General features: G+C 67.4%; 24 protein-coding genes. 11 read left to right on the top strand and 13 right to left on the bottom strand.

Annotation, left to right across the window (positions count from 1 at the left end):
- Positions 1 to 35: 35 nt before the first annotated feature.
- Together HBE63_RS17150 and HBE63_RS17145 are read right to left on the bottom strand one after the other, a co-directional pair.
- On the bottom strand, positions 36 to 650 hold the full coding sequence (locus HBE63_RS17150) for a TetR/AcrR family transcriptional regulator (RefSeq protein WP_166905806.1): 615 nt from the start codon (positions 648 to 650) through the stop codon (positions 36 to 38).
- Positions 650 to 1,891, bottom strand: coding sequence for a cytochrome P450 (locus HBE63_RS17145; protein ID WP_166905805.1), 1,242 nt, complete (start codon positions 1,889 to 1,891; stop codon positions 650 to 652). The genes HBE63_RS17150 and HBE63_RS17145 overlap by 1 nt, the downstream gene beginning before the upstream one ends.
- 94 nt (positions 1,892 to 1,985) lie before the next feature.
- Here HBE63_RS17145 and HBE63_RS17140 point away from each other — a divergent pair, with 94 nt between their 5' ends.
- The gene (locus tag HBE63_RS17140) at positions 1,986 to 2,858 is read left to right on the top strand and encodes a rhomboid family intramembrane serine protease (protein ID WP_166905804.1); all 873 of its coding nucleotides are present in this window, start codon (positions 1,986 to 1,988) and stop codon (positions 2,856 to 2,858) included.
- 7 nt (positions 2,859 to 2,865) lie between these two features.
- Here the strand turns inward: HBE63_RS17140 and HBE63_RS17135 are convergent, their stop codons facing one another.
- Both HBE63_RS17135 and HBE63_RS17130 read right to left on the bottom strand, forming a co-directional pair.
- Positions 2,866 to 4,212 carry an FAD-binding oxidoreductase gene (locus HBE63_RS17135; RefSeq protein ID WP_166909908.1) on the bottom strand — a complete coding sequence of 449 codons (1,347 nt, stop codon included), beginning with the start codon at positions 4,210 to 4,212 and terminating at the stop codon, positions 2,866 to 2,868.
- A 17-nt stretch (positions 4,213 to 4,229) separates the two neighbouring features.
- Positions 4,230 to 5,459 (bottom strand): MFS transporter, encoded by a 1,230-nt coding sequence (locus HBE63_RS17130; protein ID WP_166905803.1) that lies wholly within the window; start codon positions 5,457 to 5,459, stop codon positions 4,230 to 4,232.
- Positions 5,460 to 5,530: 71 nt separating this feature from the next.
- Between HBE63_RS17130 and HBE63_RS17125 the strand changes: the two genes are divergently transcribed.
- Both HBE63_RS17125 and HBE63_RS17120 read left to right on the top strand, forming a co-directional pair.
- Positions 5,531 to 6,385 carry a uracil-DNA glycosylase gene (locus tag HBE63_RS17125; protein ID WP_371815038.1) on the top strand — a complete coding sequence of 285 codons (855 nt, stop codon included), beginning with the start codon at positions 5,531 to 5,533 and terminating at the stop codon, positions 6,383 to 6,385.
- 13 nt (positions 6,386 to 6,398) lie between these two features.
- On the top strand, positions 6,399 to 7,448 hold the full coding sequence (locus HBE63_RS17120) for an LLM class flavin-dependent oxidoreductase (RefSeq protein ID WP_166905801.1): 1,050 nt from the start codon (positions 6,399 to 6,401) through the stop codon (positions 7,446 to 7,448).
- Positions 7,449 to 7,452: 4 nt separating this feature from the next.
- Here HBE63_RS17120 and HBE63_RS17115 read toward each other — a convergent pair whose 3' ends face one another.
- Genes HBE63_RS17115 through HBE63_RS17105 form a run of 3 tightly spaced genes read right to left on the bottom strand, consistent with a single transcriptional unit; the run spans position 7,453 to position 8,830 of the window.
- Positions 7,453 to 7,902: a nitroreductase family deazaflavin-dependent oxidoreductase gene (locus tag HBE63_RS17115; protein ID WP_166909906.1), complete on the bottom strand. Its 450-nt coding sequence runs from the start codon at positions 7,900 to 7,902 to the stop codon at positions 7,453 to 7,455.
- Positions 7,903 to 7,912: 10 nt separating this feature from the next.
- Positions 7,913 to 8,350 carry an HIT family protein gene (locus tag HBE63_RS17110; RefSeq protein ID WP_166905800.1) on the bottom strand — a complete coding sequence of 146 codons (438 nt, stop codon included), beginning with the start codon at positions 8,348 to 8,350 and terminating at the stop codon, positions 7,913 to 7,915.
- A 9-nt stretch (positions 8,351 to 8,359) separates the two neighbouring features.
- Positions 8,360 to 8,830: a glyoxalase/bleomycin resistance/extradiol dioxygenase family protein gene (locus tag HBE63_RS17105; protein WP_166905799.1), complete on the bottom strand. Its 471-nt coding sequence runs from the start codon at positions 8,828 to 8,830 to the stop codon at positions 8,360 to 8,362.
- A gap of 51 nt (positions 8,831 to 8,881) precedes the next feature.
- Between HBE63_RS17105 and HBE63_RS17100 the strand changes: the two genes are divergently transcribed.
- The gene (locus tag HBE63_RS17100; protein ID WP_208301470.1) at positions 8,882 to 9,631 is read left to right on the top strand and encodes a helix-turn-helix domain-containing protein; all 750 of its coding nucleotides are present in this window, start codon (positions 8,882 to 8,884) and stop codon (positions 9,629 to 9,631) included.
- Between the two features lie 98 nt (positions 9,632 to 9,729).
- Here HBE63_RS17100 and HBE63_RS17095 read toward each other — a convergent pair whose 3' ends face one another.
- The 4 genes from HBE63_RS17095 to HBE63_RS17080 form a co-directional block, all read right to left on the bottom strand.
- On the bottom strand, positions 9,730 to 11,331 hold the full coding sequence (locus HBE63_RS17095; protein ID WP_166905797.1) for an HNH endonuclease signature motif containing protein: 1,602 nt from the start codon (positions 11,329 to 11,331) through the stop codon (positions 9,730 to 9,732).
- Positions 11,332 to 11,762: 431 nt separating this feature from the next.
- A complete protein-coding gene (locus HBE63_RS17090; RefSeq protein WP_166905796.1) occupies positions 11,763 to 14,930 on the bottom strand; it encodes an AAA family ATPase in 3,168 nt (1,055 codons plus the stop codon).
- Positions 14,931 to 15,097: 167 nt separating this feature from the next.
- Complete coding sequence (locus HBE63_RS17085) at positions 15,098 to 15,586, bottom strand: DNA-deoxyinosine glycosylase (protein WP_166905795.1); 489 nt, start codon at positions 15,584 to 15,586, stop codon at positions 15,098 to 15,100.
- A gap of 80 nt (positions 15,587 to 15,666) precedes the next feature.
- Positions 15,667 to 17,496, bottom strand: a complete 1,830-nt coding sequence (locus HBE63_RS17080) for an NAD(P)/FAD-dependent oxidoreductase (RefSeq protein WP_166905794.1) — start codon at positions 17,494 to 17,496, stop codon at positions 15,667 to 15,669.
- Between the two features lie 144 nt (positions 17,497 to 17,640).
- On the opposite strand from HBE63_RS17080, the gene HBE63_RS17075 reads away from it, so the two are divergent.
- The 3 genes from HBE63_RS17075 (at position 17,641) to HBE63_RS17065 (ending at position 20,726) form a co-directional block, all read left to right on the top strand.
- Positions 17,641 to 18,924: a GAF domain-containing protein gene (locus tag HBE63_RS17075; protein WP_208301147.1), complete on the top strand. Its 1,284-nt coding sequence runs from the start codon at positions 17,641 to 17,643 to the stop codon at positions 18,922 to 18,924.
- Positions 18,924 to 20,021, top strand: coding sequence for an adenylate/guanylate cyclase domain-containing protein (locus tag HBE63_RS17070; protein ID WP_166905792.1), 1,098 nt, complete (start codon positions 18,924 to 18,926; stop codon positions 20,019 to 20,021). The genes HBE63_RS17075 and HBE63_RS17070 overlap by 1 nt, the downstream gene beginning before the upstream one ends.
- Before the next feature lie 63 nt (positions 20,022 to 20,084).
- A complete protein-coding gene (locus HBE63_RS17065; protein ID WP_208301146.1) occupies positions 20,085 to 20,726 on the top strand; it encodes a DUF305 domain-containing protein in 642 nt (213 codons plus the stop codon).
- Here the strand turns inward: HBE63_RS17065 and HBE63_RS17060 are convergent.
- Both HBE63_RS17060 and HBE63_RS17055 read right to left on the bottom strand, forming a co-directional pair.
- Positions 20,723 to 21,826, bottom strand: a complete 1,104-nt coding sequence (locus HBE63_RS17060; RefSeq protein ID WP_166905791.1) for an ATP-binding protein — start codon at positions 21,824 to 21,826, stop codon at positions 20,723 to 20,725. The two genes, HBE63_RS17065 and HBE63_RS17060, sit on opposite strands and share 4 nt — an antisense overlap.
- Positions 21,823 to 22,539, bottom strand: coding sequence for a response regulator transcription factor (locus tag HBE63_RS17055; RefSeq protein ID WP_166905790.1), 717 nt, complete (start codon positions 22,537 to 22,539; stop codon positions 21,823 to 21,825). Before HBE63_RS17055 ends, HBE63_RS17060 begins: the two co-directional genes overlap by 4 nt.
- 100 nt (positions 22,540 to 22,639) lie before the next feature.
- Between HBE63_RS17055 and HBE63_RS17050 the strand changes: the two genes are divergently transcribed.
- From HBE63_RS17050 to HBE63_RS17035, 4 genes are read left to right on the top strand one after another with little or no spacing between them, the layout of a single operon-like run.
- Positions 22,640 to 22,846: a heavy-metal-associated domain-containing protein gene (locus HBE63_RS17050; protein WP_166905789.1), complete on the top strand. Its 207-nt coding sequence runs from the start codon at positions 22,640 to 22,642 to the stop codon at positions 22,844 to 22,846.
- A 14-nt stretch (positions 22,847 to 22,860) separates the two neighbouring features.
- Complete coding sequence (locus HBE63_RS17045) at positions 22,861 to 23,676, top strand: hypothetical protein (protein WP_166905788.1); 816 nt, start codon at positions 22,861 to 22,863, stop codon at positions 23,674 to 23,676.
- Positions 23,677 to 23,714: 38 nt separating this feature from the next.
- Positions 23,715 to 25,889: a cation-translocating P-type ATPase gene (locus HBE63_RS17040; RefSeq protein WP_208301469.1), complete on the top strand. Its 2,175-nt coding sequence runs from the start codon at positions 23,715 to 23,717 to the stop codon at positions 25,887 to 25,889.
- A complete protein-coding gene (locus HBE63_RS17035) occupies positions 25,886 to 26,269 on the top strand; it encodes a hypothetical protein (protein ID WP_166905786.1) in 384 nt (127 codons plus the stop codon). Before HBE63_RS17040 ends, HBE63_RS17035 begins: the two co-directional genes overlap by 4 nt.
- Positions 26,270 to 26,296 lie beyond the last annotated feature (27 nt).

Below are 26,296 nucleotides of genomic sequence, written 5' to 3'. Positions count from 1 at the left end.
ATGGGGCAGGTGAGCCTGTCCCGCGCGGCAATCGGCTACTCGGCGGGTACTTGTCCCGGGATGACCAACGGAGCGACGAACTCGGCCAGCATCGTGCGCTCGTCGGCCTCGTCGCCGCCCGGGAAGACCAGCAGCGACACCATGACCCGCACCAACCAGCGGGCTCGCCGGCCCACCTCGTCGTCGGCTGCGCCTGCTCCGGCTGAATTGCCGGCTCCGCCGGCGCTGGCGAGCGAACGTACGAAGCCCTCCACCAGCGCGCGGATCACCTCGGAGTGTTCGGCCATCTCGCCACCGATCGGCCGCTGCGCGGCGGCGAACCACGAGGACAGTGCCGGGCTGTCGCGCACCGCGTTCAGCGCGGTGAGCACGCCCTCGATCAGACGTTGCGCCGGATCGGTGACCGCGGCCACCTGCTCGCTGACCTCTTCGTACAACCGCCGTGCCTCGCGGTGCACATAGGCGGTGTAGAGCGCATCGCGATTCTCGAAGTAGCGGTACAGCGTGGCGCGGGAACAGCCTGCGGCCGCCGCGATCTCGTGCATGCCGACGGTCGCCGCGTTCTGCTGGGTAAACAGCACGTCGGCGGCGTCGAGGATGTGGTCGGCGGCCACTTCGGACCGCCGGGCCGACAACCAGTCGCGGGGCATCAGGCCCCGGCTCGGAACGGCACCGACACCGGCCGCCGCACGTAGCTGCCGCCTGCCCACGTCACCGCGTCCAGATCGACCTCGAAATCGGGGTAGTGCGAGAGTAATTCGGTCAGTGCCACCCGGGACTGCATCCGGGCGGCGGCCGCGCCGAGGCAGAAGTGTGCGCCGTGGCTGAAGGTCAGGATGTTGCGCGGCGCACGTCGGACATCGAGTTCTGCTGCGCTGTCGCCGAATTCACGCTCGTCGCGGTTGCCCGAGCCGTACAGCAGCAGCGTCTTGCGCCCGGCCGGGATGGTGGTGTCGCCGATGATGACGTCGCGGGTGGTGGTGCGGGCCAGGCCCTGCACCGGGGAGGTGAGCCGCAGGAACTCGTCGATTGCCTCCGGGATCAGCTCGGGATCGTCGATCAGGAGCCGGCGCTGATCCGGCCGCTGCTGTAGGAGTTGCACTGTGCCGCCGAGCATTCCGGTCGTGGTGTCGTTGCCGCCGGTGACCATGGTGAATGTGAACGCGAGGATCGACAGCAGATCAACGACGTCCGCCGCTCCTTCTTCTTGGCCCGCCGCGACCAGGTGCGAGATCGTGTCGTCCCCGGGCTCGCGACGACGCCGCTCGATGAGCTCGGAGAAGTAGCCCATCATCGAGGCCACCGCGGCGCCGGCGGTACCCATCGCCGCGGTGATGCCGCCTGCCGAACTGTTGGCCGCGACGATGGCGTCGGTCCAGCCGTCGAACTGGTCGCGGTCCGACTCGGGTACCCCGAGGTAGTGCGCGACGACCATCGAGGGCAGCGGCTTGAACAACTCGGCGGCGATGTCCCCGCCGCCATTCGAGCGCAACCCCTCGAGGCGCTCGATGACGAACTCCCGCACCTTCGGCTCCACCGCTTCCACCTGGCGCGGGGTGAACCCGCGCGAGACCAGCTTGCGGAACTCGGTGTGCACCGGTGGGTCTTGCATGACAAACGGCGGGTTGTCGGCGAGCCCGATCATGTCCAGCTCGCCGTAGGTGACCGTCAGGCCCTGTGCGGAGGAAAAGGTGCCGTGGTCACGGGCGGCCGCCCAGATGTCGGCGTGCCGGGAAAGCACGTAGTAGTCGTGCTCCGGAGCCCCTTCGGGCACCACGTGGTGCACCGGATCGTGGTCGCGCAGCGCGGCATACATGGGCCAAGGGTTGGGCCAGGTGTCGGCGTCGGCGGGCTGGAACCGAGCCGGGCTGTGAGACAAAGTCGATGCCATGTCTTATTGGTACGACACTGACAGCATTGATGTCAATGGTGGGCCCGTCGGGCCGTTCTCGGGATTGCGCTGGCCCGCATTAGGCTCGGGCGTGATGAGCACCCCTGACGCGCCGCAGCTACCTGCCCAGACGCCGACGTGTTACCGGCATCCGGACCGCCCCACCTATGTGCGATGCGCCCGCTGCCAGCGCCCCGTGTGTCCGGAGTGCATGCGCTCAGCGGCCGTGGGCCATCAGTGTGTGGATTGCGTCAACGAGGGTGCCAAGTCGGTGCAGGCAACACGCACGCAGTTCGGCGGGGTGGCCCGCACCGGGCCGCCGATCCTGACCTACTCGCTGATCGCGGTCAACGTGGTGATGTTCGTGCTCGAGTTGGCGGTTGGGGGACTCAAGACCGAACTCACGCTGTGGCCACCGGGCATCGCCGTGCACGACCAGTACTACCGGCTGGTGACCTCGATGTTCCTGCACTACGGCGCCATGCATCTGCTGTTCAACATGTGGGCGCTGTATGTGGTGGGGCCGCCGCTGGAGCAGTGGTTGGGCCGGTTACGGTTCGGCGCGCTGTACGCGCTCAGCGGGCTCGGCGGTTCGGTGCTGGTGTACCTGCTGTCCCCGCTGAACAGCGCGACCGCCGGAGCCTCGGGTGCGATCTTCGGCCTGTTCGGCGCGATCTTCGTGGTGGCCCGCAAGCTCAACCTCGACGTCCGCTCGATCGCAGCCGTCGTCATCATCAACCTGGTCTTCACCTTCGCCGGGCCCGCACTCGGGACCGGGGCGATCAGCTGGCAGGGCCACATCGGCGGACTGATCACCGGAGCGGGGATCGCCGCGGCCTACGTGTATGCCCCGCGTGCGCGTCGAACTGCCATCCAGATCGGTGTCTCGGTGGCGTTCGCCGTATTGTTCGCCGCGCTGATCTGGTGGCGCACCAACGAGCTACTGGCTCTGCTCGGCGTCGCCTGAGACGAGCTCAGATCGCTGCGCCGGGATTGAGGATGTTCTGCGGGTCCAGCGCATTCTTGATCCGTCGGTTGAGTTCCATGGCGTCCGGGCCGATCTGACCGGCGAGCCACGGCTGCTTGAGCCGTCCCACGCCGTGCTCGCCGGTGATGGTGCCGCCCAGGCCGACGGCGAGATCCATGATCTCGCCGAACGCCAGCTGGGCCCGCTGCGCCTCGTCGGCGTCCGACGGGTCGAACACGATCAGCGGGTGGGTGTTGCCGTCACCGGCGTGGGCGATCACCGAGATCAGCAGTCGCCGATGCGCGGCGATGTCGGCCACCCCGCTGACCAGTTCGGCCAGTGCGGGCAGCGGGACCCCGACGTCCTCCAACAGCAGTGACCCCTTGGCCTCCACGGCCGGGATGGCGAAGCGGCGGGCCGCCACGAACGCCTCGCCCTCCTCGGCGTCGGAGGTGGAGAACACCTCGGTGGCCCCGCATTCGGTGAACACCTCGGCCATGAAGGCAACATCGTCGGCACCGGCGGCGCCTCGATCGTCGGAGGCCGCCACCATCATCGCCGCGGCGTTGCGGTCCAGGCCCATCTTGAGCTTGTCTTCGACGGCGTTGATCGCCACCGCGTCCATGAACTCCAGCATGGACGGCCGGATCTTGCCGGTGATTTTCACGACCGAGTTCGAGGCGGCTTCCACGGAATCGAAGGTGGCCACCACGGTGCACGGGGTGTGTTGCGGCGGCAGCAACCGGAGCGTCGCCTCGGTGACCACGCCCAGGGTTCCCTCGCTACCGACGAACAGCTTGGTGAGGCTCAGTCCCGCAACGTCTTTCAGCCGTGGGCCGCCCAGCCGCACCGCGGTGCCGTCGGCCAGCACCACCTGCAGGCCGAGCACGTAGTCCGTGGTCACGCCGTACTTGACGCAGCACAGCCCGCCCGCGTTGGTGGCGACATTGCCGCCGATGCTGCAGATCTCAAACGAAGACGGGTCGGGTGGGTACCAGAGTCCTTGTGCGGCAACGGCTTTCTTCACCTCTGCATTGAGCAGGCCGGGCTGCACGACTGCGGTACGGGTGATCGGGTCGACGGTGATGTCGCGCATCTTCTCGGTGGACAGCACGATCCCGCCGTCGAGGGCGGTCGCGCCGCCGGACAATCCGGTCCCGGCGCCGCGGGGTACCACGGCCACCTGGTGCTCGCCGGCCCAGCGCAGCACGGTCTGGACTTCCTCGGTGCGGTTGGGCCGGACCACGGCCAGAGGGGTGCCCGCCGCCGGATCGGCGGCCCGGTCCTGGCGGTAGGAGGCCAGGATGTCGGGGTCGGTGACGACGACACCTTCGGGGAGTTCGCTGATCAGCATCGGCAATGCGGCGGCATTCACGGCTTCGATGCTAGGTCCAGCGCACGCAGCGCCGGCAGGAACACCGCGACCAGGCCGAGCAGCAGCATCGGCAGGGCCAGGGCCAGGAACGTCGCGTGCAGGCCGGCGGCGTCGGCCAGCGGCCCGGCCAGGATCAGACCCAGCGGGCCCGCAGCGTAGGCCAGTGACCCCATCACCCCGACCACCCGGCCGCGCAGGTGCTGCGGTGCGGTGGTCTGCATGACGTAGTTGTAGATGGGCGCGATCGGCCCGTAGACGAACCCGACGATCGCGCACAGCACCAGGATCAGCGGAAGCGGCGGCAGGAACGCGATCACCGTCATCGCCACCCCCAACGTGATCACCGCGGTCAGCATGGCGGCCCGTCGGCTCATGTATCTGGACAGCACGGCGTAACCGAGCGCACCGAGCAGTCCGCCGATGCTCAGCGCCATCAACACCCAGCCCAGCTCGGTGGGCTCGTTGCGGTCGGTGAAGTACTTCGGGAACAAGACGGATTCCATCGGCATGTACAGCCCGGTGGCCACCAGGTCGACGATCGCCAGGGTGCGCAATACCGGTGTGTGCCAGACGAATCGCAGCCCTTCGACGATGCCCGCGAGCACACCTTCGGTCAGCATCGTGCGGTCCGGGGTGCCCGCTCCTTCCAGCCGCAGCACCGAGATGGCCAGGATCGAGCAGCAGAACAGCCCGGCCGTCACCCACATGGTGTTGATCCCGCCGAGGCTGGCGATCAGCAGGCCGCCGATGCCGGGCCCGACGATGTAGGCCAGGTTGAACACCGCCTCGTACACGCTGTTCGCGTGATCCAGAGTCCAGCCGGCCCGGCCGGCGGCCTCGGGCAGCATGGTTTCGCGTGCGGTCATCCCGGCCGGATCGAAGAAGGCACCGAGCGCGGCCAGGCCCGCGAGCACCGCGACATTGACCGCGTCCACCCCGAATATCAGGGCCAGCATCGGAACCGCGGCGACCGACAGGGCCGACAGCAGATCCGAGATCATCGAGACCCGTCGCCGGCCCAGATAATCGACCGCGGCCCCGGCGATCAGCGTGGCGACCAACAGCGGCAGTGTCCCGGCCATCGCGACAATCGATGCGTCGAGCGCGGATCCGTTGCGTTGCAACACCAGCCACGGGAACGCGACAATCGTGATGCCGTTGCCTGCGCCGGCCATCAACGCGGCGAACAGGATCAGCCGCAGGGGGCCGCGCTCGGTGTTCGTCATGGGGTATCGCGGCGAATCTAACAGCGTGCCCGCCCCTGCCGCGACGGAATTTCCGGCACAGTGGACCCGTGTTGATCCCACAACTTCAACATCCAAGGACCGGGGTCCTGTTCACCTCGCCGGTGCCGCCAGGCTCGGGCTGGCCCGGTGATCCGGCCGATGCGTCGACCCCGGTGGCCAAGACCGCCGCGCAGGTGCGGCGGCTGGCCGCCCGGGTGCCCACTGTCCCGGAGCTGGACGCGCTGGTCTCGGTGTGCCGGGCCTGCCCGCGGCTGGTCACCTGGCGTGAAGAGGTGGCGGTGGCCAAACGGAAATCCTTTGCCGATCAACCATATTGGGGTCGGCCGGCAACGGGGTTCGGTGCGGAGAGTCCGGGCATCTTCATCGTCGGGCTGGCTCCGGCCGCCCACGGCGCCAATCGCACCGGACGGGTGTTCACCGGGGACCGGTCCGGGGATTTCCTGTTCGCCGCGTTGTACCGGGCCGGGCTGGCGAACCAGGCGGTGTGCGTCGACGCCGCCGACGGCATGCAGCTGATCGACACCCGGATGGCCGCCGCGGTGCGCTGCGCACCGCCGGCCAATGCGCCCACCCCGGCCGAGCGGGCCACCTGTGCGCCCTGGCTGCAGGCCGAATGGCGGTTGGTGGGACCGTCGGTGCGAGTGGTCATCGCGTTGGGTGGGTTCGCGTGGCGAGCCGCACTGGAGTTGATCGGCTCGAACGTCAAACCGGCGCCCAAGTTCGGCCACGGTGCGACGGTGACGCTGACCTCGGCGTTCGGCCCGGTCACGCTGTTGGGCTGCTTTCACCCCAGCCAGCAGAACACCTTCACCGGCCGGCTCACGCCTGCCATGCTGGACGACGTCTTCACCACCGCCAAGCACCTGGTGGCCGAGCCGGGCGGGAACGAACCGGACGGCTCATGACGTTGACGCTGTCATGCGGCTTTCTGTCCTCGACCTCGTCCCGGTACGTACCGACCAGTCCACTGCCGATGCCCTGACGGCAACGGCTCACCTGGCGCAGACCGCTGACCGGCTCGGATACACCCGCTACTGGCTCGCCGAGCATCACAACATGCCCGCGGTGGCCGCCACCAGTCCGCCGGTGCTGATCGCGCATCTCGCCGCGCAGACGACGCAGCTGCGGCTGGGTTCGGGCGGGGTGATGCTGCCCAACCATGCGCCGCTGGCGGTGGCTGAGCAGTTCGCGCTGCTGGAGGCCGCCTACCCCGGCCGCATCGACCTCGGTATCGGCCGTGCCCCGGGTTCCGATCCGGTCACCTCGCTGGCCCTGCGCGGTGCCGCCGGGCGCGACGATCGCGATATCGAGGCGTTCCCGCAGTACCTCGACGATGTGGTTGCGCTGATGGGTGCCCGCGGCGTGCGGGTGCCGTTGCCCCGCGACCTGATGCGGGAGAACTACGTGCTCAAGGCGACGCCGGCCGCGGTCAGCGAACCGCGGATGTGGCTGCTCGGCTCGTCGATGTACTCGGCGCATCTGGCCGCGGCCAAGGGGTTGCCGTACGTGTTCGCCCATCATTTCTCCGGCCAGGGCACTGCCGAGGCGCTGGCCGTCTACCGCGACGAATTCCAGCCCAGCGACCTGGCGTCCGAGCCGGTGACCTTCCTGACCGTGAACGCCTCGGTGGCCGAGACCACCGAGGAGGCCACGGCGTTACTCCTGCCCCAGCTGCAGATGATGGGCCGGCTGCGCACCGGCCAGCCACTCGGCGCCCTCGACCTGGTCGAGGATGCCGAGGCGACCACTCTCACTCCGCAAGCACAGGCCGTCGTGGCGTCCGGGCTTGCGCGTGCCGTGGTTGGTTCGCCCACCGAAGCGGCCGAGCAGGTCCGGGCCCTGGCCGAAGAATTCGACGTCGACGAGGTCATGATCAACCCCGTGGCCTCGGCCCGCCGCGGCGCCGATCCGGCTACCGCGACGGCGCGCGACACCACCTTGGAACTGCTGGCCAAGGAACTGTTCTAGGGGCTCAGTTCTCAGGCGCCAGCACGACCACGGGAATCGGACGTGATGTCCGCTTTTGGTACCCCTTGTAGCGATCCTTGTTGCCCTTCATGTCGTTCACGATCTCCCACAGCCGCAGGTAGTCGGGATCGCCCGGCAGTACCGGCTTGGCCGTCACGCCCAGTCGCTTGGGGCCGACGTTGATCTCGACCTGCGGTTTTGCTTTCAGGTTGTGGTACCAGCCGGGAGACGTGGGCTCGCCACCTTTTGACGCCACCACGAGGTAGTCGGCGCCGTCCTTCGCATAGGCCAGCGAATTCGCGCGATGCTGACCGGTTTTGGCGCCGACGGTATGCAGGATCAGTGTCGACGGGCCACCGGGGATCGTGTGCCCGATCCGGCCGTTGGTGGCCTTGTAGATCTTGTCGTGCAACAACAGCATCGGGAGGCCGATGTAGCGCTCCCACCAGGGCATGCTCATGCGGTCAATCCTGCGCGGATTCGTCGAGCTGCGCCAGCGCTGCACGTAACAGGCGTCCCGATTCCTCGCGGTCCGGATCACGGCGCAGCACCATGCCCTTGGCGAACGACAACTTGTCGCCGGTGCGGCGCGGCACCACGTGTAGATGGATGTGGAACACGCTCTGAAAGGCGGCCTTGCCGTCGTTGATGACGATGTTGTTGCCATCGGCGTGCAGCCCGGATTGCCGGGCCGCACGCGCGATGCGCTGCCCGATGCCGGCCATCGCGGCTACGCTCGCCGGCGGCGTGTCCGTCAGGTCGACGCTGTGTCGCTTCGGGATCACCAGCGTGTGTCCGCGGGTGAACGGCCTGATGTCGAGGATGCCCAGGTAATCGTCGTCCTCGTAGATGCGGATGGCGGGGGCAACGCCTGCGACGATGGCGCAGAACACGCAAGACATCCCGCCACGTTAGCCGCCGGCGGTGGCGGCCCATTCAGCGACGCGGCGTTCACGTTCGGCCGGCGTGAAGTTCTCGACGCGGGTCATCACGGTCCAGCGCAGACCGAACGGGTCGAGGACGGACGCGAACCGGTCGCCGGTGACAAAGGTCTGTGGGGACTCGCGAATGGTCGCCCCGGCTTTCTCCGCGCGGGCCACCACGTCGTCGACGTCGGGGCAGTACAGCCCAATCGAATACGTTGCCGGGCCGCCTGGCCGGGGAGCGGCGATCTGAAACGCTTCCTGCGGATCGCCGAGTTGCAGCCGACCGTTGCCGAAATCCAGCTCGGCGTGCGAGACGGTGCCGTCAGTGCCGTCCATCCGCTCGATGACCGTGGCGCCGAACACATTCTGGTAGAAGGTGATGGCCTCGGCAGCGCCGTCGACGCAGATGAACGGAGTCAGGCTGGTGTAGCCCTCTGGAATCGGTGTGACACTCATATCCGTCAGTTTCGTAGGCTGTGGTCCGTGGCCGCTTGTAAAAACGCGCCAATGCGCGGCGTGGTGGGCCGTGCAGGCAGCGCTTCGGCATTCGACCTCCACCGGTGGGCGCCGTCAGGGGAGGACGCGAGCTTCATCGAGCACTACTGGTCGGTGACCTGGGACCGGCGCGAGACAGGTCCATTCGAGAGCACAGTGATCACCTTCCCTGCCGTGCATCTCACCCGTGAGTGGGGCGATGATGTTGTGCGCCATGGCCATCGATTGCCGAGCACGTTGCTGCACGGGGTGGTGCCCGAGGTTTTCCGCATCACGATCAGCGGCCGGGGCGGTGTGGTGGGGGCTCGATTTCGGCCGGGCGGCTTCGTGGCCCGTTTTGGCGGGGACGCTGCCGCGCTGACCGGCCGCGTGGTGCAGGTGGACGACGAGCTGTTGGGCGCACCGGTTCTGGACGACCCGACCTACCGCTCGCTCTGCCCGTTGATCGACCGGATGCGTGACGACGCGACACTACATCGGGTGGAGCAGGTCATGGCGCTCTCACCGTGGAGTACCCGCACGACGCAACGGGTGTTCCGACGCTATGTCGGGGTGACGGTCAAGTGGGTGCTGTGCCGATATCGGCTGCAGCAGGCGGCCCTGGAGATCGAGACCGTGCCCGGCGTCGATTTCGCCGATCTTGCAGTGCGACTCGGCTGGTATGACCAGGCCCATTTCATCAACGACTTCCGGTCCATGCTGGGCAGCACACCGGGGGAGTACGCCGTTCAGAACGCACATATCGAGGCTGCCGAACAGTAGTCGGCTCCGCCGGTGGCGATGGCGTCAATGCCAGACGTGGCCAATTCGCCTGCAGCGGTTCAAGGAATTCGCCGAAGGTTGATGCCCACCCGCCTGCCTCAGAAGGGTGGGGGTGGTCCGTATTCTTCGGCGAGCCAGATTTGGTATTGGTATTCGACGTCGAGGTCGTTGTTGAGTTCGGCGCGCAGCCGTCGTTCTTCGGCGATGCGGTCTTGGCGGTCTTGTTCGCGGGTTTGGCGGCGGGTCGGCATCTTGGCGCCCCGATCAGGGTGCGGGGCTTGCGGTTCGGGGAGGTTCAGGTCCCCGGTCGGGGTGGCCAGGGTGGGGAACATTCCGGCCCCGTGCGGTTCGGTGACATAGGTGTGTCCGGTGGGTGCGGTGAATTCAATGGTGCCGTCGGGTAATTGGCGATCGCTCCAGCCGGGGCAGAACGTTTTGACCAAGTGATGTGCACGGCAAAATAGTTTGGTGTTCGACGGATGTGTGGGGCCCGCGGGCCAGGGTGCGGTGTGGTCGATATCGCAGCGTGCCACCGGGGCGTCACAACCGGGGAAGCGACAGGTCAGGTCGCGCCAGCGGATGAACTCCGAGAGCGCCACCGAGGGCCGGTACTGGGGCTCAGATCCATCAGCCGCATCAACCGACTCGCCTGGTTCGCTCGGTTCGCTCGGCTGGCCCGGCTCGGCTGCCCCGCTCGGCTCACCGGGTTTGGCCGGTTCACGGGGCTGAGTCGGTTCGGTGGCTCCGTTGGAAGTGGACTTGCCGGGTGTGGTCGCCCCGGCCGGATCGGTGGGTTCGGTGGGTTCGGTGGGCACCACCACCGGCTTGCGTCTGGCGGTGGCGGCCAGGTTGCGCACCGACTCGGCGGGCAGGATTCCATGGCCGGGCAGGTATCCCGGATCATCCGAGCTGCCGTCCAGGGTGGACTCGTTGGCCAGCACATGGACCATCGCGGCATCAGCGGCCGCCCGCATCTGGGCGGCCGGGCAATCGTCGCGACGACACCGGCACGGCAGCTGGGATTCCAGCCGGGCCAGTGGTCCCACCGCATCGGCGCGGCGCTGCTCGAGGGTCCGCGGATCGTTGACACACACCGTGTTGGCCACCGCGTCCAATCGTTGGCTCAGGGCCACCCCGTCCTCAGCGTGAACGTTGGCCCAGATCGAAGCCATACCGGGGCTGCTCGGTTCGACCTGAACGAACCGTTCCTCGTCCACCTCCGGGGGTACCCGCACCCCGTTCGGGTCGAGTTTGGCGATCCACTGATCCACCCGGTCTCGCAACTGTCGGTCTGAGAACCGCATCCAGCGGTGTGCGCGGGCGGCCAGTTCGGCATCCAACCCGGCCCAGACCGCGGGATCGACGATGCCGGTGCGGGCGATCAGGGTGCGCACCACCCGGTAATCGATGTCCCCGGCCGCGAACCGCGCCGCCACCATCGGCAGTTTGTCCCGCAACACCCGGGCGTGATGAACCTGGGTGCCGGCCCGGTTTCGGCTGATCCGCAGGGCAGCCGAGATTTCGGCGGCCACTTCCTCGAACGGATCGGTCCGCCAGAAAATCGACTCGGCCAACTCCTGTTCGCGCAGACTGTCCAGCGCGCCGATCGCGGCCAGGCGGCCTGCGATCGCCGCCGATTCCGCCCGCGCCCCGGCACTGATCTTGTCGATCAGGTCCACATCGGAATCAGTGTCGAACATACGTTCGATTATGCCACCACCGGGCGACACGCGCAGCTGTTATGTATCAAGACATCGGTGACAGTTCCGCACCAGGACATCGGTGACGTTTCATTGTCCTTGGGGCGGCGGTCGGGGGGTTGCCCATTGCCGACGTATCTCACTCCGGGTGTAGGTCGAGTGTCCTCGATGAGGACCTCGCCGTCGAGGTCAGCCACGGTGATCTTGTCGCCGCCGGTGACGACCAGGATCTGCTCTAGGCCTCGCTGGCCGTCGACCTTGTAGTGGACCCCGGCGAGGGTGAATGTTCCGGCGGTGCTGAGTCTTTGGAGGTAGGTGCCGGCGAGAAGATCTTTGGGTGCCGGTGCGGGCCGGTCACCGATGTCCTGAGAGATAACAAGTACGACGCAAGCGCGGTTTCGGTGGATCCGGCCGGTGCCGAACAGGCCAACTCAGGCCATGGCCGCGGCCAAGGCCATATGCCCCTCGAAGCCGAGTCGGGTGGCCAGATCCCGATACCGTTCCCGGAATTCGCGGTAGCTCGCGTCGTCACCCTTGGCGCGCGCGATGAGCGCATTCGTCCGCAACAGTGTGATGTCGCGAATGACCAGGCCGTCCTCGGCTGGGGTCGCCGCCAGTCTGGTGATCGCCGCCTCGGCCTCGGCCACATCGCCCTGCGCGCCGCGGTCCAGCAGGGTCTCCGCGAGGATTCCGGTCGCCAAGATGTTGTACGGAAGCTGTCCGCTGTGAATCAGGTCGTCGATCGCTTCGCGCAGCACCCGGATGGCCCCGGCCCGGTCGCCGCGCTTGGCCCGTTCGCGCGCGGTGTACACATCGATGCCGATCAGCTCGGACATGTAGAACCGTCCACTCACGCACATCTGCCGAACTTGACCGAGGATGGACAGCCCACGCTCGCGGTCCGCCGGTAAATCTCGGTTCAGCAAGGCGTATCCCATGGTGACTCGGGCCAGGCCGAGCGCGATGTCGTCGCCGGCCCCTTCAGTGATCTGCAGCGCCCCGTCGATGTCGCGCAGCGCATCATCACTGGCGAGCAGGATTCCGCAGGAGACCGTGGTGAAGTACGTCCAGGTGATGACGAGTGCGTGCGTGAACCTGTCGGTGTTGCGTGCCAGGGCGAGTGCATGATCGAGGTCAGCGCGCCAACCCTCAAGGCCTAGGGACCATTTGGCAATGCTGCGCGCTGCGAAGGCCGCCGCCAGCGGCGAGCCGATGATGAAGTTGCCCTTGGTGGTGTCGCCGTCGGCCAGATCGATCGCCATCTGCGACCAGCGCAGCACCTCGCCCATCTCGCCGCTCTCGATCTTGAGCGAGATCGGGGTGGCCGACAAACCGACGGTGAGTGCGGGATCGCCGATGGACTCGATCAGCGTCATGTGCTCGGAAACCTGCCGCGACGCGTCACGCACCCGCCCCTGCAGCATCAGTTCGCCGGTAAGCCCGGCCATGCCGATGGCCAGTGAGGCTTTGTCCCCGGCGGCCTCGCACAGCTCCTGCAGTTCCTCGAACCGGGCGCCGGAAACTTTCACATTGCTGCGGAAACCATTGCCGCACACCAGGGTGCGCGGAGCTATCCGCATCGCCGGTCGGTCGGGGTCGTCAGTGGGCAACAAGTCGGCGATCTGACGGGCACGCTCCCAGCACACCTGGGCTGCGGCGGTATCCCGGGTGTTCGTCCATGCTCCGGAGCGCATGTGCCAGGTGTATGCAGCATGCAGGTCGCCGGCGGCTTCCAGGTGTTCGGCGATCAGCGCAGCGTTCTCGTCGGCCAGTTCGAGTTCGCGCTCTGCAATGGTGTCGGCCAGGCGCCGATGCAGTTCAGCGCGATCGGACTTGAGCTGTGACTCGTAAGCGACGGTCCGCACCATCGGGTGATGGAATGCGTACTCCGCGTGCGGCGTGTACTGCACCTGATCGATCAGCTCCGCTTCGATCAGATCCTCGAATACCGGCTCGGTATCCAGGCAGGCCAACAAACCCGCACTGAACCGGGACCCGATCACCGCGGCGGCGCTCAGCGTCCGCTTGGCGGCCGGATCCAGCCGGTCGATCCGGGCAGCGATGGTGGCCTGCAGCGTGGCCGGCACAGTGACCCGGCCCTGCCCGTCGGACAGCACGTAGGCGCCGCGTTCGCCCCGGAGTAGGCCGCGTTCGGCCAGGTCGCGCACGATTTCGAGGGCGAAGAACGGGTTCCCGGCGGCCCGGCCGGCGATGGTGCCGGTCAGGTCGGCAACCCCGTCACCGGTCCCCAGCAGCTCGGTGATCAGGGTTGAGGTCTCCGAATCATTCAGTGGCGCAAGCACTATCGTCTGAGCACCGTGAACGTGACTCAAGGCGCCGTGGTATTCGGGTCGGTAGGTGATCACGACCAGGGAAGGAGTCTGCGGTGTCACCGACAGGAAGTCCGACAACATCGACTCGCTGACGCCGTCGATCCAGTGGGCATCCTCGACGACGTAGACCGTCGGTGTGCTCCGCGCCAGCGATGCCGCATTGACCAGGGTGGTGAGCCGGCGGCGCCGAGCGTCGGGATCGATGGCCGGCAGAATCACGTCAGGGTCGGCGATACCGAGTAGGTCGTCGAGCAGGTCTAAGCTCTCCGCGGTGTCGTCGGGAACCTGGTCGCGGACCTTCTCGCGAGCCGCCTCTCGGTCCAGGTCTGCTACGCCGAATCCCGCCCGCAGCAGACCGGCGATGGCATGAAATGGGATTTCGCTGGTGTGGGACTCGCAGAATGTGGAGTGCACCGGCACACCTCGCGCAGCCGCCTTGGCTGCGAGTTCGCTGACCAGTCGGCTCTTGCCGATGCCGGGCCCGCCCGCCAGCAGGACGATGCTGCCGTGCCCTTGGATGGAGCGCTCCAGGATGCCCTCGACGGCGGACAGTTCCCAGCCTCGGCCGACCAGGGACGATTCGCCGACATTGAGCAGGTTGTGTGCGGAGTTGAGCTCCAGAAGCCGGCGCGCCCGGATCGGGTGATCGGCACCCTTGACCTGCACCATCTCAGGCTCACCCAGCATCATGGTGTCCTCGACCAGGTGCGCGGTCGACTCGGTGAGCATCACCCCGCCGGGCGGGGCGACCGATTCCATCCGTTGCGCCATGCCCACGTGCTCACCGATCGCGGTATAGCTCATCGCGTCGGTGCCGACTTCGCCGGTGATGACCTGACCCGAACTCAAGCCGATCCGCAACTGCAGGTCCAGGCCGTCGCGGGCCTTTACCTGCACCGCCAGACCGGCGGTCTGCTGCTGGATCTCGAGCGCAGCCAGGCAGGAGCGAAAAGCGTGGTCTTCCAATGCAACCGGTGCCCCGAAGATGGCCATGATGCCGTCACCCGTGAATTTGTCGACGGTGCCGCCGTATCGGCGCACCACGGCCGCGGAGTGGTTGAACAGATCGCTCATGATCTCGCGGAGCCGTTCGGCGCCCAGGGTCGCTGCGATGTCCATGGACCGCACGACATCGGCGAACAACACGGTGACCTGCTTGTATTCGGCGCCCGGAGTCGATGCGACGGGCGCGCCGCACGCGTCGCAGTATCGGGCGCCTGCCCGCGGCTCGGTGCCGCACGCGCGGCACGTCGCAGTTTCCGTCATTCGAAGCCCCCGCCATCGGAGAACCTGCTGCATCGAGAATAGAACGCAGCAACGCCGAAATGGCGGGGTTGTCACACTGCCACGATGGACCTTTTCCGCGGCAACGACGAATCGAGCAATGATCTGCGCCGACGCGTCGAGGAGCTCGAGCGGCTGGCCTGACCGGCCTAAGCGTCCAGCGCCTCCCGCCAGGCCTCCAGTTTGTCCTCGTAGCGCATGGTCTGCGCGGGGCTGGTCGAGGGGGCCCGCACACTGGGCAATGAGGGAGTGCCGACCAGACGCCGGTAGTTCGCCTCGGCGGCGGCCCCGTTGAACACCAACCGCTCGAGCGTGGGATGAAAGGCGAAGAAAGCCGCAAAGTCATTGGGCACCATGCTGTCCCGCTCGACGGCGGAGTCCAGGCTGCCCTCCCGTCGGCAGGATCGGAGCACGTCCCATACCGCGACGCGGTGCGCGCACAGTACAGCCACCCGCTGCGCATAGGGCTCATCGGCGCCGAATCCGAAAAGCGACCCGGTGATCCGCCAGAACGCGTTGCGCGGATTACCGTAGTACTGACCCGAGGTCAGCGACATCACGCTCGGCATGTTGCCCAGGATCAGCACCCGGGGCGCCGCGCCGACGATGGGGTCCAGCCCGTGCAGCAGCTCGGTCACCCTCGATGTATACCGCGCACCCACGCGGGCGCCCCGAACGGCGTGGGGGATTCACGTTCGGGGCGCCATGTCGTAGGTCGTCAGCTCAGGTGATGGACCTCCTGCAGTCCGTACACCGGCGTTGCCAGGCCCTCATAGCGAGCCTTGAGCTGCAACGCCAGATACAGCGAATAGTGCCGGGATTGGTGCAGATTGCCGCCGTGGAGCCACAGGTTGGGTTGTTGGGTGGGCTTCCACATGTTGCGTTGTTCGCCCTCCCACGGGCCGGGGTCCTTGGTGGTTCCCGAGCCCAGGCCCCACACCTTGCCGATCCGGTCGGCGACTTCCTGGCTGATCAAATCTGCTGCCCAGCCGTTCATCGAGCCGAACCCGGTGGCGTACACCACCACATCGGCGGGTAATTCGGTGCCGTCGGCGAGGATCACCGAGTCCTCCGTCAGCCGGTCGACCTCACCGTGCGCGAGCTTGATGCTGCCATCGGCGACCAGCTCACAGGCACCGACGTCGATGTAGTAGCCCGAGCCGCGGCGCAGGTATTTCATGAACAGGCCGGAATTGTCGTCGCCGAAGTCCAGGTCGAATCCGGCGGCTTCCAGCCGCGCGTAGAAGTCCTTGTCGCGCTGGCGGATTGCGTCGTAGATGGGCCGTTGAAAGTCGGCCATGATGGCGTACGGCAGGGACGCGAAGGTCAGATCGGCCTTCTCGGTGGTCATTCCGGCGGCCACCGCGCGTTCCGAGTACAGGTCGCCCAGGCCCAGCTCCATCAGGGAGTCCGACTTCACGATGTGTGTTGAGGATCGCTGGATCATCGTGACGTCGACGTCGTTCTCGTACAACGCCTTACAGATGTCATGCGCGGAATTGTTGGCGCCGATCACGACGACGCGCTTGCCCACGTAGCGGTCCGGACCCGGGTGATGGCTCGAATGGTGCCGCTCGCCACGGAACACGTCCTGGCCCGGCAGCGTGGGGATGCTGGGCTTGCCCGACATGCCCGTCGCCAGCACCAGCTGCACCGGCCGCAGTGTCACCGCCTCGCCATTGCGGTTCACCTCGACGGTCCACCGCTGTTCGTCTTCGTCATAGACCGCGGACAGACAGGTCGTCGAGCTCCAGTAGGGCACTTCCATGACCCGGGTGTAGAACTCCAGCCAGTCGCCGACCTTGTCCTTCGGTGCGAACACCGGCCAGTTCGCCGGGAACGGCAGGTACGGCAGGTGGTCGTACCAGACCGGATCGTGCAGGCACAGCGACTTGTAGCGTTTGCGCCACTGGTCGCCGGGTCGTTCGTGTTGGTCGACGACGATGGCCGGCACCCCTAGTTGTCGCAGCCGGGCGCCGAGGGCGATGCCGCCCTGTCCGCCACCGATCACCAGGGTGTAGGGCTGTTGGGAGTAGCCCAGGGTCAGTTCCTCGTCGAGACGCTTCTCGGACCACGATCGGGTGTCGGGATCTGAGCCGTGCGTTGCGCCCAACGGCCGGTTCGCGCCCTTGCGTTCCTCGTGACCCTTGAGCTCCTGCAGTGTGGTCAGCAGGGTCCAGCCCAGCTCGTCACGGAGCCGCAGGTGTCCCTTGCCGCTGCCCGCCGCGGTCTCGAACTCGATGAATGCCGAGGTGACGACGTGCTCGCCGTCGAAGTCCTCGGTCGGCGGTTCGGTGGTTCGAAAGCCGGACGGATCGGTGTCGTGCAGACACGAGAAGAGCATGTAGGCGATGCCGTCGCGGCCCTCGACAGTCTTGAGGTTCCAGGTGAACGCGACCAGATCCCGCCAGAAGCTGTCGGTGGCGAACTTCGCGACGACGCGTTCGATGTCCCGGTCAGCCAGTGCGGCCTCGAAATCGGCCAGCCAGGCGTCGACCCGTTCCTGCGGCGACAGTCTGGTCAGCGGTGCGGCGGTGGTCTGTGTCATGTGGCCCAGCCCACACGGCAGTCAAGGGCTGCGACAAGGGTTGCACGGGGTTGCAGCCTGCCGGGCATTTGCCTGCGAAAAGACCTGGGTCTATCGGTAGGTCGGCGTGGCGTGGAGTTGTGATGTGGAGCACAATCGGCGATGATGGCTGGTTCTTCGGTACCCGAGCCCGCGGTCTCATCCGGTGAGGACCCGCGGCGTTACGCGATGCTGTTGTCTGCCGTGTATGACGCGACCATGTCAGGTGACCGGGCCCCGGCGCGCCCGCGTTCGGTGATCGAAGATTCCTGGAACAGATTGCGGGCCAAGGGGATCAACCCTGACCGTCACATTCCGCCCCGCGTAGAGACCGCCGGATTGGACTTGCTCAGGCAACAGTCGGGGCTGATGTCGGTGCTCGACGATGTCACCCGCGGGCTCGAATCGGTGATCGAAGAGGGTGACAACATCCTGGTCATCGCCGATGCCCGCGGTCGGGTGCTGTGGCGCTCCGGTTCGCCGAGGGTGCTCGGGCTGGCCGACCGTCTGGGCTTCATCGAAGGCGCGTCGTGGAGTGAGAACGCCGTGGGCACCAACGGCATCGGCACCGCTCTGGTCTCCCATCGCGCGGTGCAGATCTTCTCGGCCGAGCATTTCCTGCGTAGCCACCACCCGTGGACGTGCGCCGGTGCCCCGATCCGAGATCCGCGCACCGGGCAGGTGATCGGCGTGGTCGACGTGTCCGGCCCGGCGCCGACGGTGCATCCGACGACGGTGGCGCTGGTCGACCTGGTGGCGCGGCTGGCCGAATCCCAGCTCCGGGAAGCGCATGACCGGACGTTGAACCAGCTGCGCACCGTGGCGGCCCCGATTTTGGTCAGGGTGGACGGCCCGGCGCTGGCGGTCGATGCGGAGGGCTGGGTGGCGGCGGTGGCCTCATTGCCGATGCATAATCGGATCCTGTTGCCCGAGAACGGGTTACCTGGTCGAGTGTGGATCCCGCCGCTGGGTATGTGCGATGTGGAGTCGTTGCCGTGCGGGTGGCTGGTCCGAGTGGCCGACGACGCGGAATCCGCGGCCCCCTCGAAGGTCATCCTCGACCTGCGCGACGGGGAACCATCACTGGAGATGGCGGGCCAGTTCGGCAACTGGCGACGCAGCATCTCCAGCCGTCACGCCGAGATCCTGCTGGTGTTGGCTACCAGCGAGCAGGGTCGGTCGGCACCGGAACTCGCCGAGGACCTCTACGGTGACCGATCTCGAGTGGTGACCGTGCGCGCCGAAATGTCGCGCCTGCGTAAACAGTTCGTCGGCCTGGTGGTGGGCAAGCCCTACCGGTTCGGGGATTCGGTGATCGTGGATGTCCGTTACCCGCAGGACATGTCGATGCTGCTGACCTCATCGACGGCTCCGGCGGTTCACGCGGCGCGCGGGTATACCTTGGCCTGATGACGGCGGACCCCACACTCCTGGACGGACTCGACGGTGAGGCCGGTGCACAGCGCGCCGAGCTGGTCGAATGGCTGCTGGCCCGTGGTATCACCGCCGACCAGATCCGCCAGGCCGTCACCCCGATGCTGCTGGCCTCGCGCCGGGTGGCCGGGGACGACGGCACGTATGTGTCGACCCGCGAGATCAGTGAGCAGACGGGACTGGACGTCGAGCTGGCGCAGCGCCTGCAACGGGCGATGGGGCTGGCGACCGTCGAGGACCCTGATGCCGCGGTGCTGTTGCGGGCCGATGCCGAGGCGGTGGCCTTCGCGGAGCGTTTCCTGGAGCTCGGCATCGCCCCGGATCAGATGGTGTTGATCACCCGGGTGCTCTCCGAAGGGCTCGGCCGGGCGGCCGAGGTGATGCGCCATGCTGCGCTGGCGGCAGTGTTGACGCCGGGGGCGACAGAACTGGAAACCGCCAAGGCGACCGAGGCGCTCGTGGCCGAGGCAGCGCCGCTGATCGGCCCGATGATCCGCGACATGCTGTTCGTTCAGCTTCGTCATTCGTTGGAGACCGAGGCCGTGAGTGCCTCCGAGCGGGCCGAGGGCGTTCAGCTGCCCGGCGCGCGGCTGGTCACCATTGCGTTCGCCGACATCGTCGGGTTCACCCGGCTCGGCGAGGTGGTGCAGCCCGAAGACCTGGAGCGGCTGGCGAATCGGCTGGCCGATGCGGCACGTGAGGTGGCGGTCGGCCCGGTTCGATTGATCAAGACGATCGGCGATGCGGTGATGCTCGTCAGTGCCGACGCGGCGGCGCTTCTGGATGCGGTCCTGCAGCTGGTGGCGGTCACCGAAACCGACGAGGAGTTCCCGCGGTTGCGGGTCGGGCTGGCGACCGGGCCGGCAGTGAGCCGGGCCGGTGACTGGTTCGGTGGTTCGGTGAATCTGGCCAGCCGGGTCACCGGGGCGGCGCGGCCCGGGACGGTGCTGGTGGCGGAGTCCACCCGGACAGCGGTCGGTGAGGCGGGCCGGTTCGGCTGGTCGTTCGCCGGGGCCCGCCATCTCAAGGGAGTCAAGAATGACGTCAAGCTGTTCCGGGCCCGGATTCCGTAGAGCTTTATCGAATCTTCATCGAACGACTAGGGCAGCCACATCGAGCATGGGGACGCTTGAGGGATGACGAAACTGATGATGCTGAGTGCCGGTGCGGTGGTCGCAGCGGCGCTGGTGGCCGGCTGTAGCAACCCCTCGACCGACGGGTCCGCCGATGCGACGACCGCCACCTCCGCGGCGGCGACCCCGCAGGCCCCGGGCCAAGCGGACAACTCGGCTCACAACGACGCCGATGTGATGTTCGCCCAGCACATGATTCCGCACCATCAACAGGCCGTCGAGATGAGCGACGTGCTGCTGGCCAAGCCGGGCATCGATGCGCGGGTGACCGAGCTGGCCACCCAGATCAAGGGTGCTCAGGCCCCGGAGATCGCGCAGATGCAGGGCTGGCTGAAGCTGTGGGGCAACCCGCCGATGCCGCCGATGCCGCAGCAGGGTCATGGCGATATGGGCCACGGCGACATGCCCGCCATGCAGGGCATGGTGTCGGAGGCCGATATGACCGCGCTGCGCAACGCCCAGGGCGCCGAGGCGGCCAAGCTGTACCTGACGCACATGATCGCTCACCATGAGGGTGCGATCACCATGGCTCAGGATGAGATCAAGGACGGTCAATATCCCGCTGCGGTCGAGATGGCCCGCACCATCGTGAAAACGCAGCAGCAGGAGATCGACACCATGCACCAGATCCTGGGTTCGCTCTAGCTGGTCGGCAGGGTGATCGTGAAGGTGGTCCCGGCGCCCGAGCCGGTCGCCGGGCTGGCCACCTCGATCCGCCCGCGGTGCCCCTCGACCAGGGCCTTGACGATCGCCAGCCCGATGCCTGATCCGCCGTGGTCACGGTCACGTGCGGTGTCGGCCCGGTAGAACCGTTCGAAGACATGGGGCAGGTGTTCGGCAGGGATGCCCTCGCCGGTATCGGTCACTGTCAGTGTGACGGTGCCGCTCTCGACGCCGGTGGCGGCACTGATCGTCACCTGCCCGCCGGCCGGGGTGTGCCGCAGTGCGTTGTCGAGCAGGTTGCCCAGGATCTGAGCGAGCCGGTGGGGATCGGCCCAGAGCGCCGGCAGGTCCACGGCTGCCCGCCAAGCCAGCGCGACGCCCTTGTCGTCGAACCGGTCCTGGGCCGCGGCGGCGGCGGAGGCCAGCACGGTGTGCGCCGCCACCGGTACCGGAATGATCGTGGCCGGGTTCTCCTCGGCCTTGGCCAAGGCGGCCGCGTCGCCGGCGAACAGGACCAGCCGGTGGGTCTGCTGGCGCAGCATCGAGACGGTCTCGGGGTCAAGGGTTCTCACGCCGTCCTCGATGGCCTCGAAGTAGGCCTCCAATACCGAAACCGGAGTTCGGATCTCATGCGCAAGATCGCTGAACAGCCTGCGGCGGCCGGCTTCGACGGCCTCCAGACGCCCGGCCATCTGGTTGAAAGAACTCGCCAGGGAGTCGAATTCATTGCCGAGATGGGCCGGCGGCACCCGCGAGTCGTAGTGGCCGTCGGCAATGGCAGTCGCGGCCTGGGCCACCTCGGTCAACGACCGCTGCAGGCGCCTGCCGACGTACCAGGTGACGATCAGGGCGGCCAGGATCGCGACGCAGGACGCGACCGCGATCGAGATCACCGTGGCGTAGACGTAGGCTTCTTCGGCGTGCATCTGTTCGGCCGAGTCGCCGGAAACCCCTGCGCGGTGGAGATGTTCGCGGAAAAGCGGCGGTCCGACGATGGCGGCCACCAAGCCGGTGGTGCCGGCACCCGCGACCAGTACCAGGGCCTGGGCCGACAGCAGCCGAGTACGCAGGCCGACGGTCATCGCTGGCCCTCCTGCCCGGTACCCATGCGGTATCCGACGCCGCGCACCGTGATCACGTACAGCGGATCGGCCGGGTCGTCGCCGAGTTTGCGGCGGAGGTGACCGATATGGACGTCGACAAGGTGTTCGTTACCGACATAGGTGGTTTCCCACACGGATTCGAGGAGCTGGCGGCGGCTCAGCGCCACGCCGGGTCGAGCCGAGAGGGCGCTGAGTACATCGAATTCGGTGCGCGTCAGCATGACCGGTTCGTCGTCGAGGAACACCTGGCGACCGTCGACGTCGATGCGCAACGCCCCGAACACCCGGCCGTCGGCCGCCCCGGGCGAGGCGACGCGGGGCCGGCGCAGCATGGCCCGGATCCTGGCCACCAGTTCCCGCGGGCTGAACGGTTTGGTCATGTAGTCGTCGGCGCCCACCGACAGGCCGATGATGGTGTCCATCTCGGTGTCGCGGGCGGTCAGCATCACCACGTAGGCGTCGGAGAACGTGCGCAATTGTCGACAGACTTCTACGCCGTCGATGCCGGGCAGGCCGAGGTCGAGGATGACCACGTCGGGGTCGACCTCGCGGGACAGGCGCAGCGCTTCGGATCCCTCGTGAGCGATGGTGACCTCGAATTGTTCGCGGGTGAGGTAGCTCGCGACGACCTCGGCCAACGGGGCCTCGTCGTCGACCACAAGGGCCCGGTAGCCGCCCGGCGTCTGCTCCATGAGCCCATAGTGCAGGAGCCGACCGGGGGGACATGTGGAATTAATACCCTAGGGGGGTATAGTATGAATCGACAACGAAGCTGGTTCAGGAGGAAATTGCATGAGTACCCACACCGTCACCGTCACCGGCATGACCTGCGGGCACTGCGTCACGTCGGTGCGTGAAGAGGTCGGCGGCATCCCCGGTGTGCACACCGTCGAGGTCGATCTGTCGACCGGGTTGGTGACCATCGGCAGCGACAACCAGCTGGATCCGTCCGCCATCAGCGACGCGGTCGCCGAGGCCGGCTACGCCGTCGCAGGCTGAAACCACAGTCGATCATGAGTGCGCCGCAGAAGCTCGCCGGGTTCGTCGTCGGACTCGTCGTGGTGTTCGCCGTGTCGTTCGGGATCGGCTCGGCGATCACGCCGAGCAGCGCCCCGGCCGCCGGTCACGACTCCGGTCACACCGCGGCGTACACGCTTCGACTCGATGAGGCCGCGCTGCCGTCCGGTACCGCGGTGCCACTGCGGTTCCGGATCGTCGACGGCGCAGGAGCACCGGTGACCGAGTACGTCGAGAGTCACGAAAAGCTGCTGCATCTGATCGTGGTGCGGCGCGACCTCGCCGACTATCAACATGTGCATCCGGTGCTCGACGAATCGGGCACGTGGACTGTTCCGCTGGATCTGGCCCAGCCCGGGGACTACCGGGTGTTCGCCGACTTCGTGCCGGGTGACGGGCATGCGGTCACCCTCGGCGCGGACCTGACCGTCGCCGGTAGGTACCGGCCGCAACCGCTGCCCGCGCCGGCCGACATCGCCACCGTCGACGGGTATACGGTCACCCTCGCCGGGGTCGCCAAGGCCGGGCAGCCCTCGGCGCTGACACTGACGGTCAGCCGGGACGGCAAGCCGGTCACCGACCTGCAGCCCTACCTGGGTGCCTACGGGCATCTGGTCGCAGTGCGCGCGTCGGACCTGACTTACCTGCACGTCCATCCGATGAGCGATGCGGCCGACCCAGCCACCGCGCCGGGGCCGCAGATCGCGTTCCACGCCACACTTCCCAGCACCGGCGAGTACCGGCTGTTCCTGGATTTCAAGCACCGCGACACGGTGCGCACCGCCGAGTTCACTGTCGAGGGGGCAGCGTGAGTGCCGCCACCGGACACGTCGTACTGGAGATCGGCGGAATGACGTGCGCCTCATGCGCTGGACGCATCGAGCGCAAGCTCAACCACCTGGACGGCGTCAGCGCCACGGTGAACTTCGCCACCGAAAAGGCCACCGTCGACGTCGCGGGCGAAGTCACGCCCGAGCAGCTGATCGAGGCCGTCGAAACCGCGGGCTACACAGCACAACTGCCCGCCACCGAGTCGGGCGAGAGCCATGCCGAGGACGATCCAACCGCCGCGTTGCGCAACCGGCTGATCGTCTCAGCCGTACTGACCATCCCGGTCGTGGCCATGGCGATGATCCCCGCGCTGCAGTTCACCAACTGGCAGTGGCTCTCGCTGACCCTGGCCGCACCCGTCGTGGTGTGGGGCGCATTGCCGTTCCACCGGGCCACCTGGACAAATCTGCGACACGGCACCGCCACCATGGACACGCTCATCTCGATGGGCACCATCGCGGCGTTCGGCTGGTCGCTGTATGCCCTGTTCTGGGGTACCGCCGGGGTGCCGGGCATGACGCATCCTTTCTCGCTGTCCATCTCGCAGACCGACGGCACCGGCAACATCTACCTGGAGGTCGCCGCGGGCGTCACCACCTTCATCCTGGCCGGACGGTACTTCGAGGCACGCTCCAAGCGGCGCGCCGGGGCCGCGTTGCGCGTATTGCTCGAGCTCGGCGCGAAGGACGTCGCGGTCCTCAGAGATGGTGTGGAACAACGCATTCCCATCGAGTCACTGGCCGTGGGTGACGAGTTCGTGATCCGGCCCGGCGAGAAGATCGCCACCGATGGTGAGGTGGTCGAGGGTTCGTCGGCGGTGGACGCCTCGATGCTCACCGGTGAATCGGTCCCGGTCGAAGTCGGTCCCGGCGATCAGGTGGTCGGTGCCACGGTCAATGTGGGCGGCCGGCTCGTGGTGCGGGCCAAGCGAATCGGATCCGACACCCAGCTGGCCCAGATGGCCCAGCTGGTCGAGGACGCGCAATCCGGCAAGGCACAGGCACAACGCCTGGCGGACAAGGTGTCCGCGGTCTTCGTGCCGATCGTCATCGCGCTGGCGGTGGGAACACTCGGTTTCTGGTTGGGGACCGGCGGATCGGTGGCTGCGGCCTTCACCGCCGCGGTGGCGGTGCTGATCATCGCCTGCCCGTGCGCACTGGGCCTGGCTACCCCGACCGCGCTGCTGGTCGGCACCGGCCGCGGTGCCCAGCTAGGCATCCTGATCAAGGGGCCCGAGGTGCTCGAGTCCACCCGCCGTGTGGACACCGTGGTGCTGGACAAGACCGGGACGGTGACCACCGGAGTGATGACGCTGCTCGACGTGCTCGCCGCGCCCGGTGAGGATCCCACCGAGGTGCTGCGGTTGGCCGGGGCGGTCGAGGACGGTTCCGAGCATCCGATCGCCCGGGCCATCGCCAACGGCGCCCGGGACAAGCTCGGGGAGCTACCGGCGGTGGAGGGTTTCGCCAACGTGGCGGGCCTCGGGGTACAGGGTGTCGTCGACGGCCACGCCCTCGTGGTCGGGCGACGTCAACTGCTCGCCGACTGGGGACAGCGGTTGCCGCCGAACCTGGACACTGCGATGCGCGAGGCGCAGAGCCAGGGTCGCACGGCCATTGCCGTGGGGTGGGACGGCCAGGCGCGCGCCGTGCTGGTGGTGGCCGACGCGGTGAAGCCCACCTCGAAAGAGGCGATCGGGCAACTACGCGCCCTCGGTCTGGAGCCGATCATGCTGACAGGCGACAACGAGGCGGCAGCGCACGCGATCGCCGAACAGGTTGGCGTGCAAGAGGTGTACGCCGACGTGCTGCCGCAGGACAAGGTCGATGTCATCAAACGGTTGCAGGACGAGGGCCGGGTGGTGGCCATGGTCGGCGACGGCGTAAACGACGCCGCAGCGCTGGCCCAGGCAGACCTCGGCCTGGCCATGGGCACCGGCACCGATGTGGCGATCGAGGCCAGTGACCTGACCCTGGTGCGTGGTGACCTGCGGGCCGCCGCCGATGCCATCCGGCTGTCCCGGCGCACGTTGGCCACCATCAAGGGGAATCTGTTCTGGGCGTTCGCCTACAACGTCGCCGCGTTGCCGCTGGCGGCGGCCGGTCTCCTCAACCCCATGCTGGCCGGTGCGGCGATGGCGTTCTCCTCGGTGTTCGTGGTCAGCAACAGCCTGCGGCTGAGACGTTTCCGATGAAGTGGCTCGCAGCCCTGATGGCGATCGTCCTGTGGGCGGCCGCGTTTGCCGGGCTGGTCCAGATCACCGATCACGATCACCCGGCGCATCCGCCGCACCCGGTCGCTGCGGCAATCGGTGTCGACAGCAGTGGGCTGATGCTCGATCATCCTCATATCGGAGACGATGCCGCTTCGCACCTGCCGGACGGATTCACCGCCGCTGTACTACCGAGGAACTCCCTCGCGGTGGCAGCCCTCTCGGTGGTCGTTCTCATCGTCGGCTGCGCGGTGCTGTGCGGGTGTACCGCCGTTCGGGCGCAGCGGGGACCACCTGACCGTCATCGGATCCCACTCGCCGGGCAAGCACTTCTGCTCCGGATCTGTATCGCGCGCCGCTGACAGACAGCGTCTCGACGCTGTCCAGGT

This window comes from Mycobacterium sp. DL440 (assembly GCF_011745145.1).
In the GTDB taxonomy this organism is placed as follows: Bacteria; Actinomycetota; Actinomycetes; order Mycobacteriales; family Mycobacteriaceae; genus Mycobacterium.
This window is presented reverse-complemented; position numbering and strand designations above follow the sequence as displayed.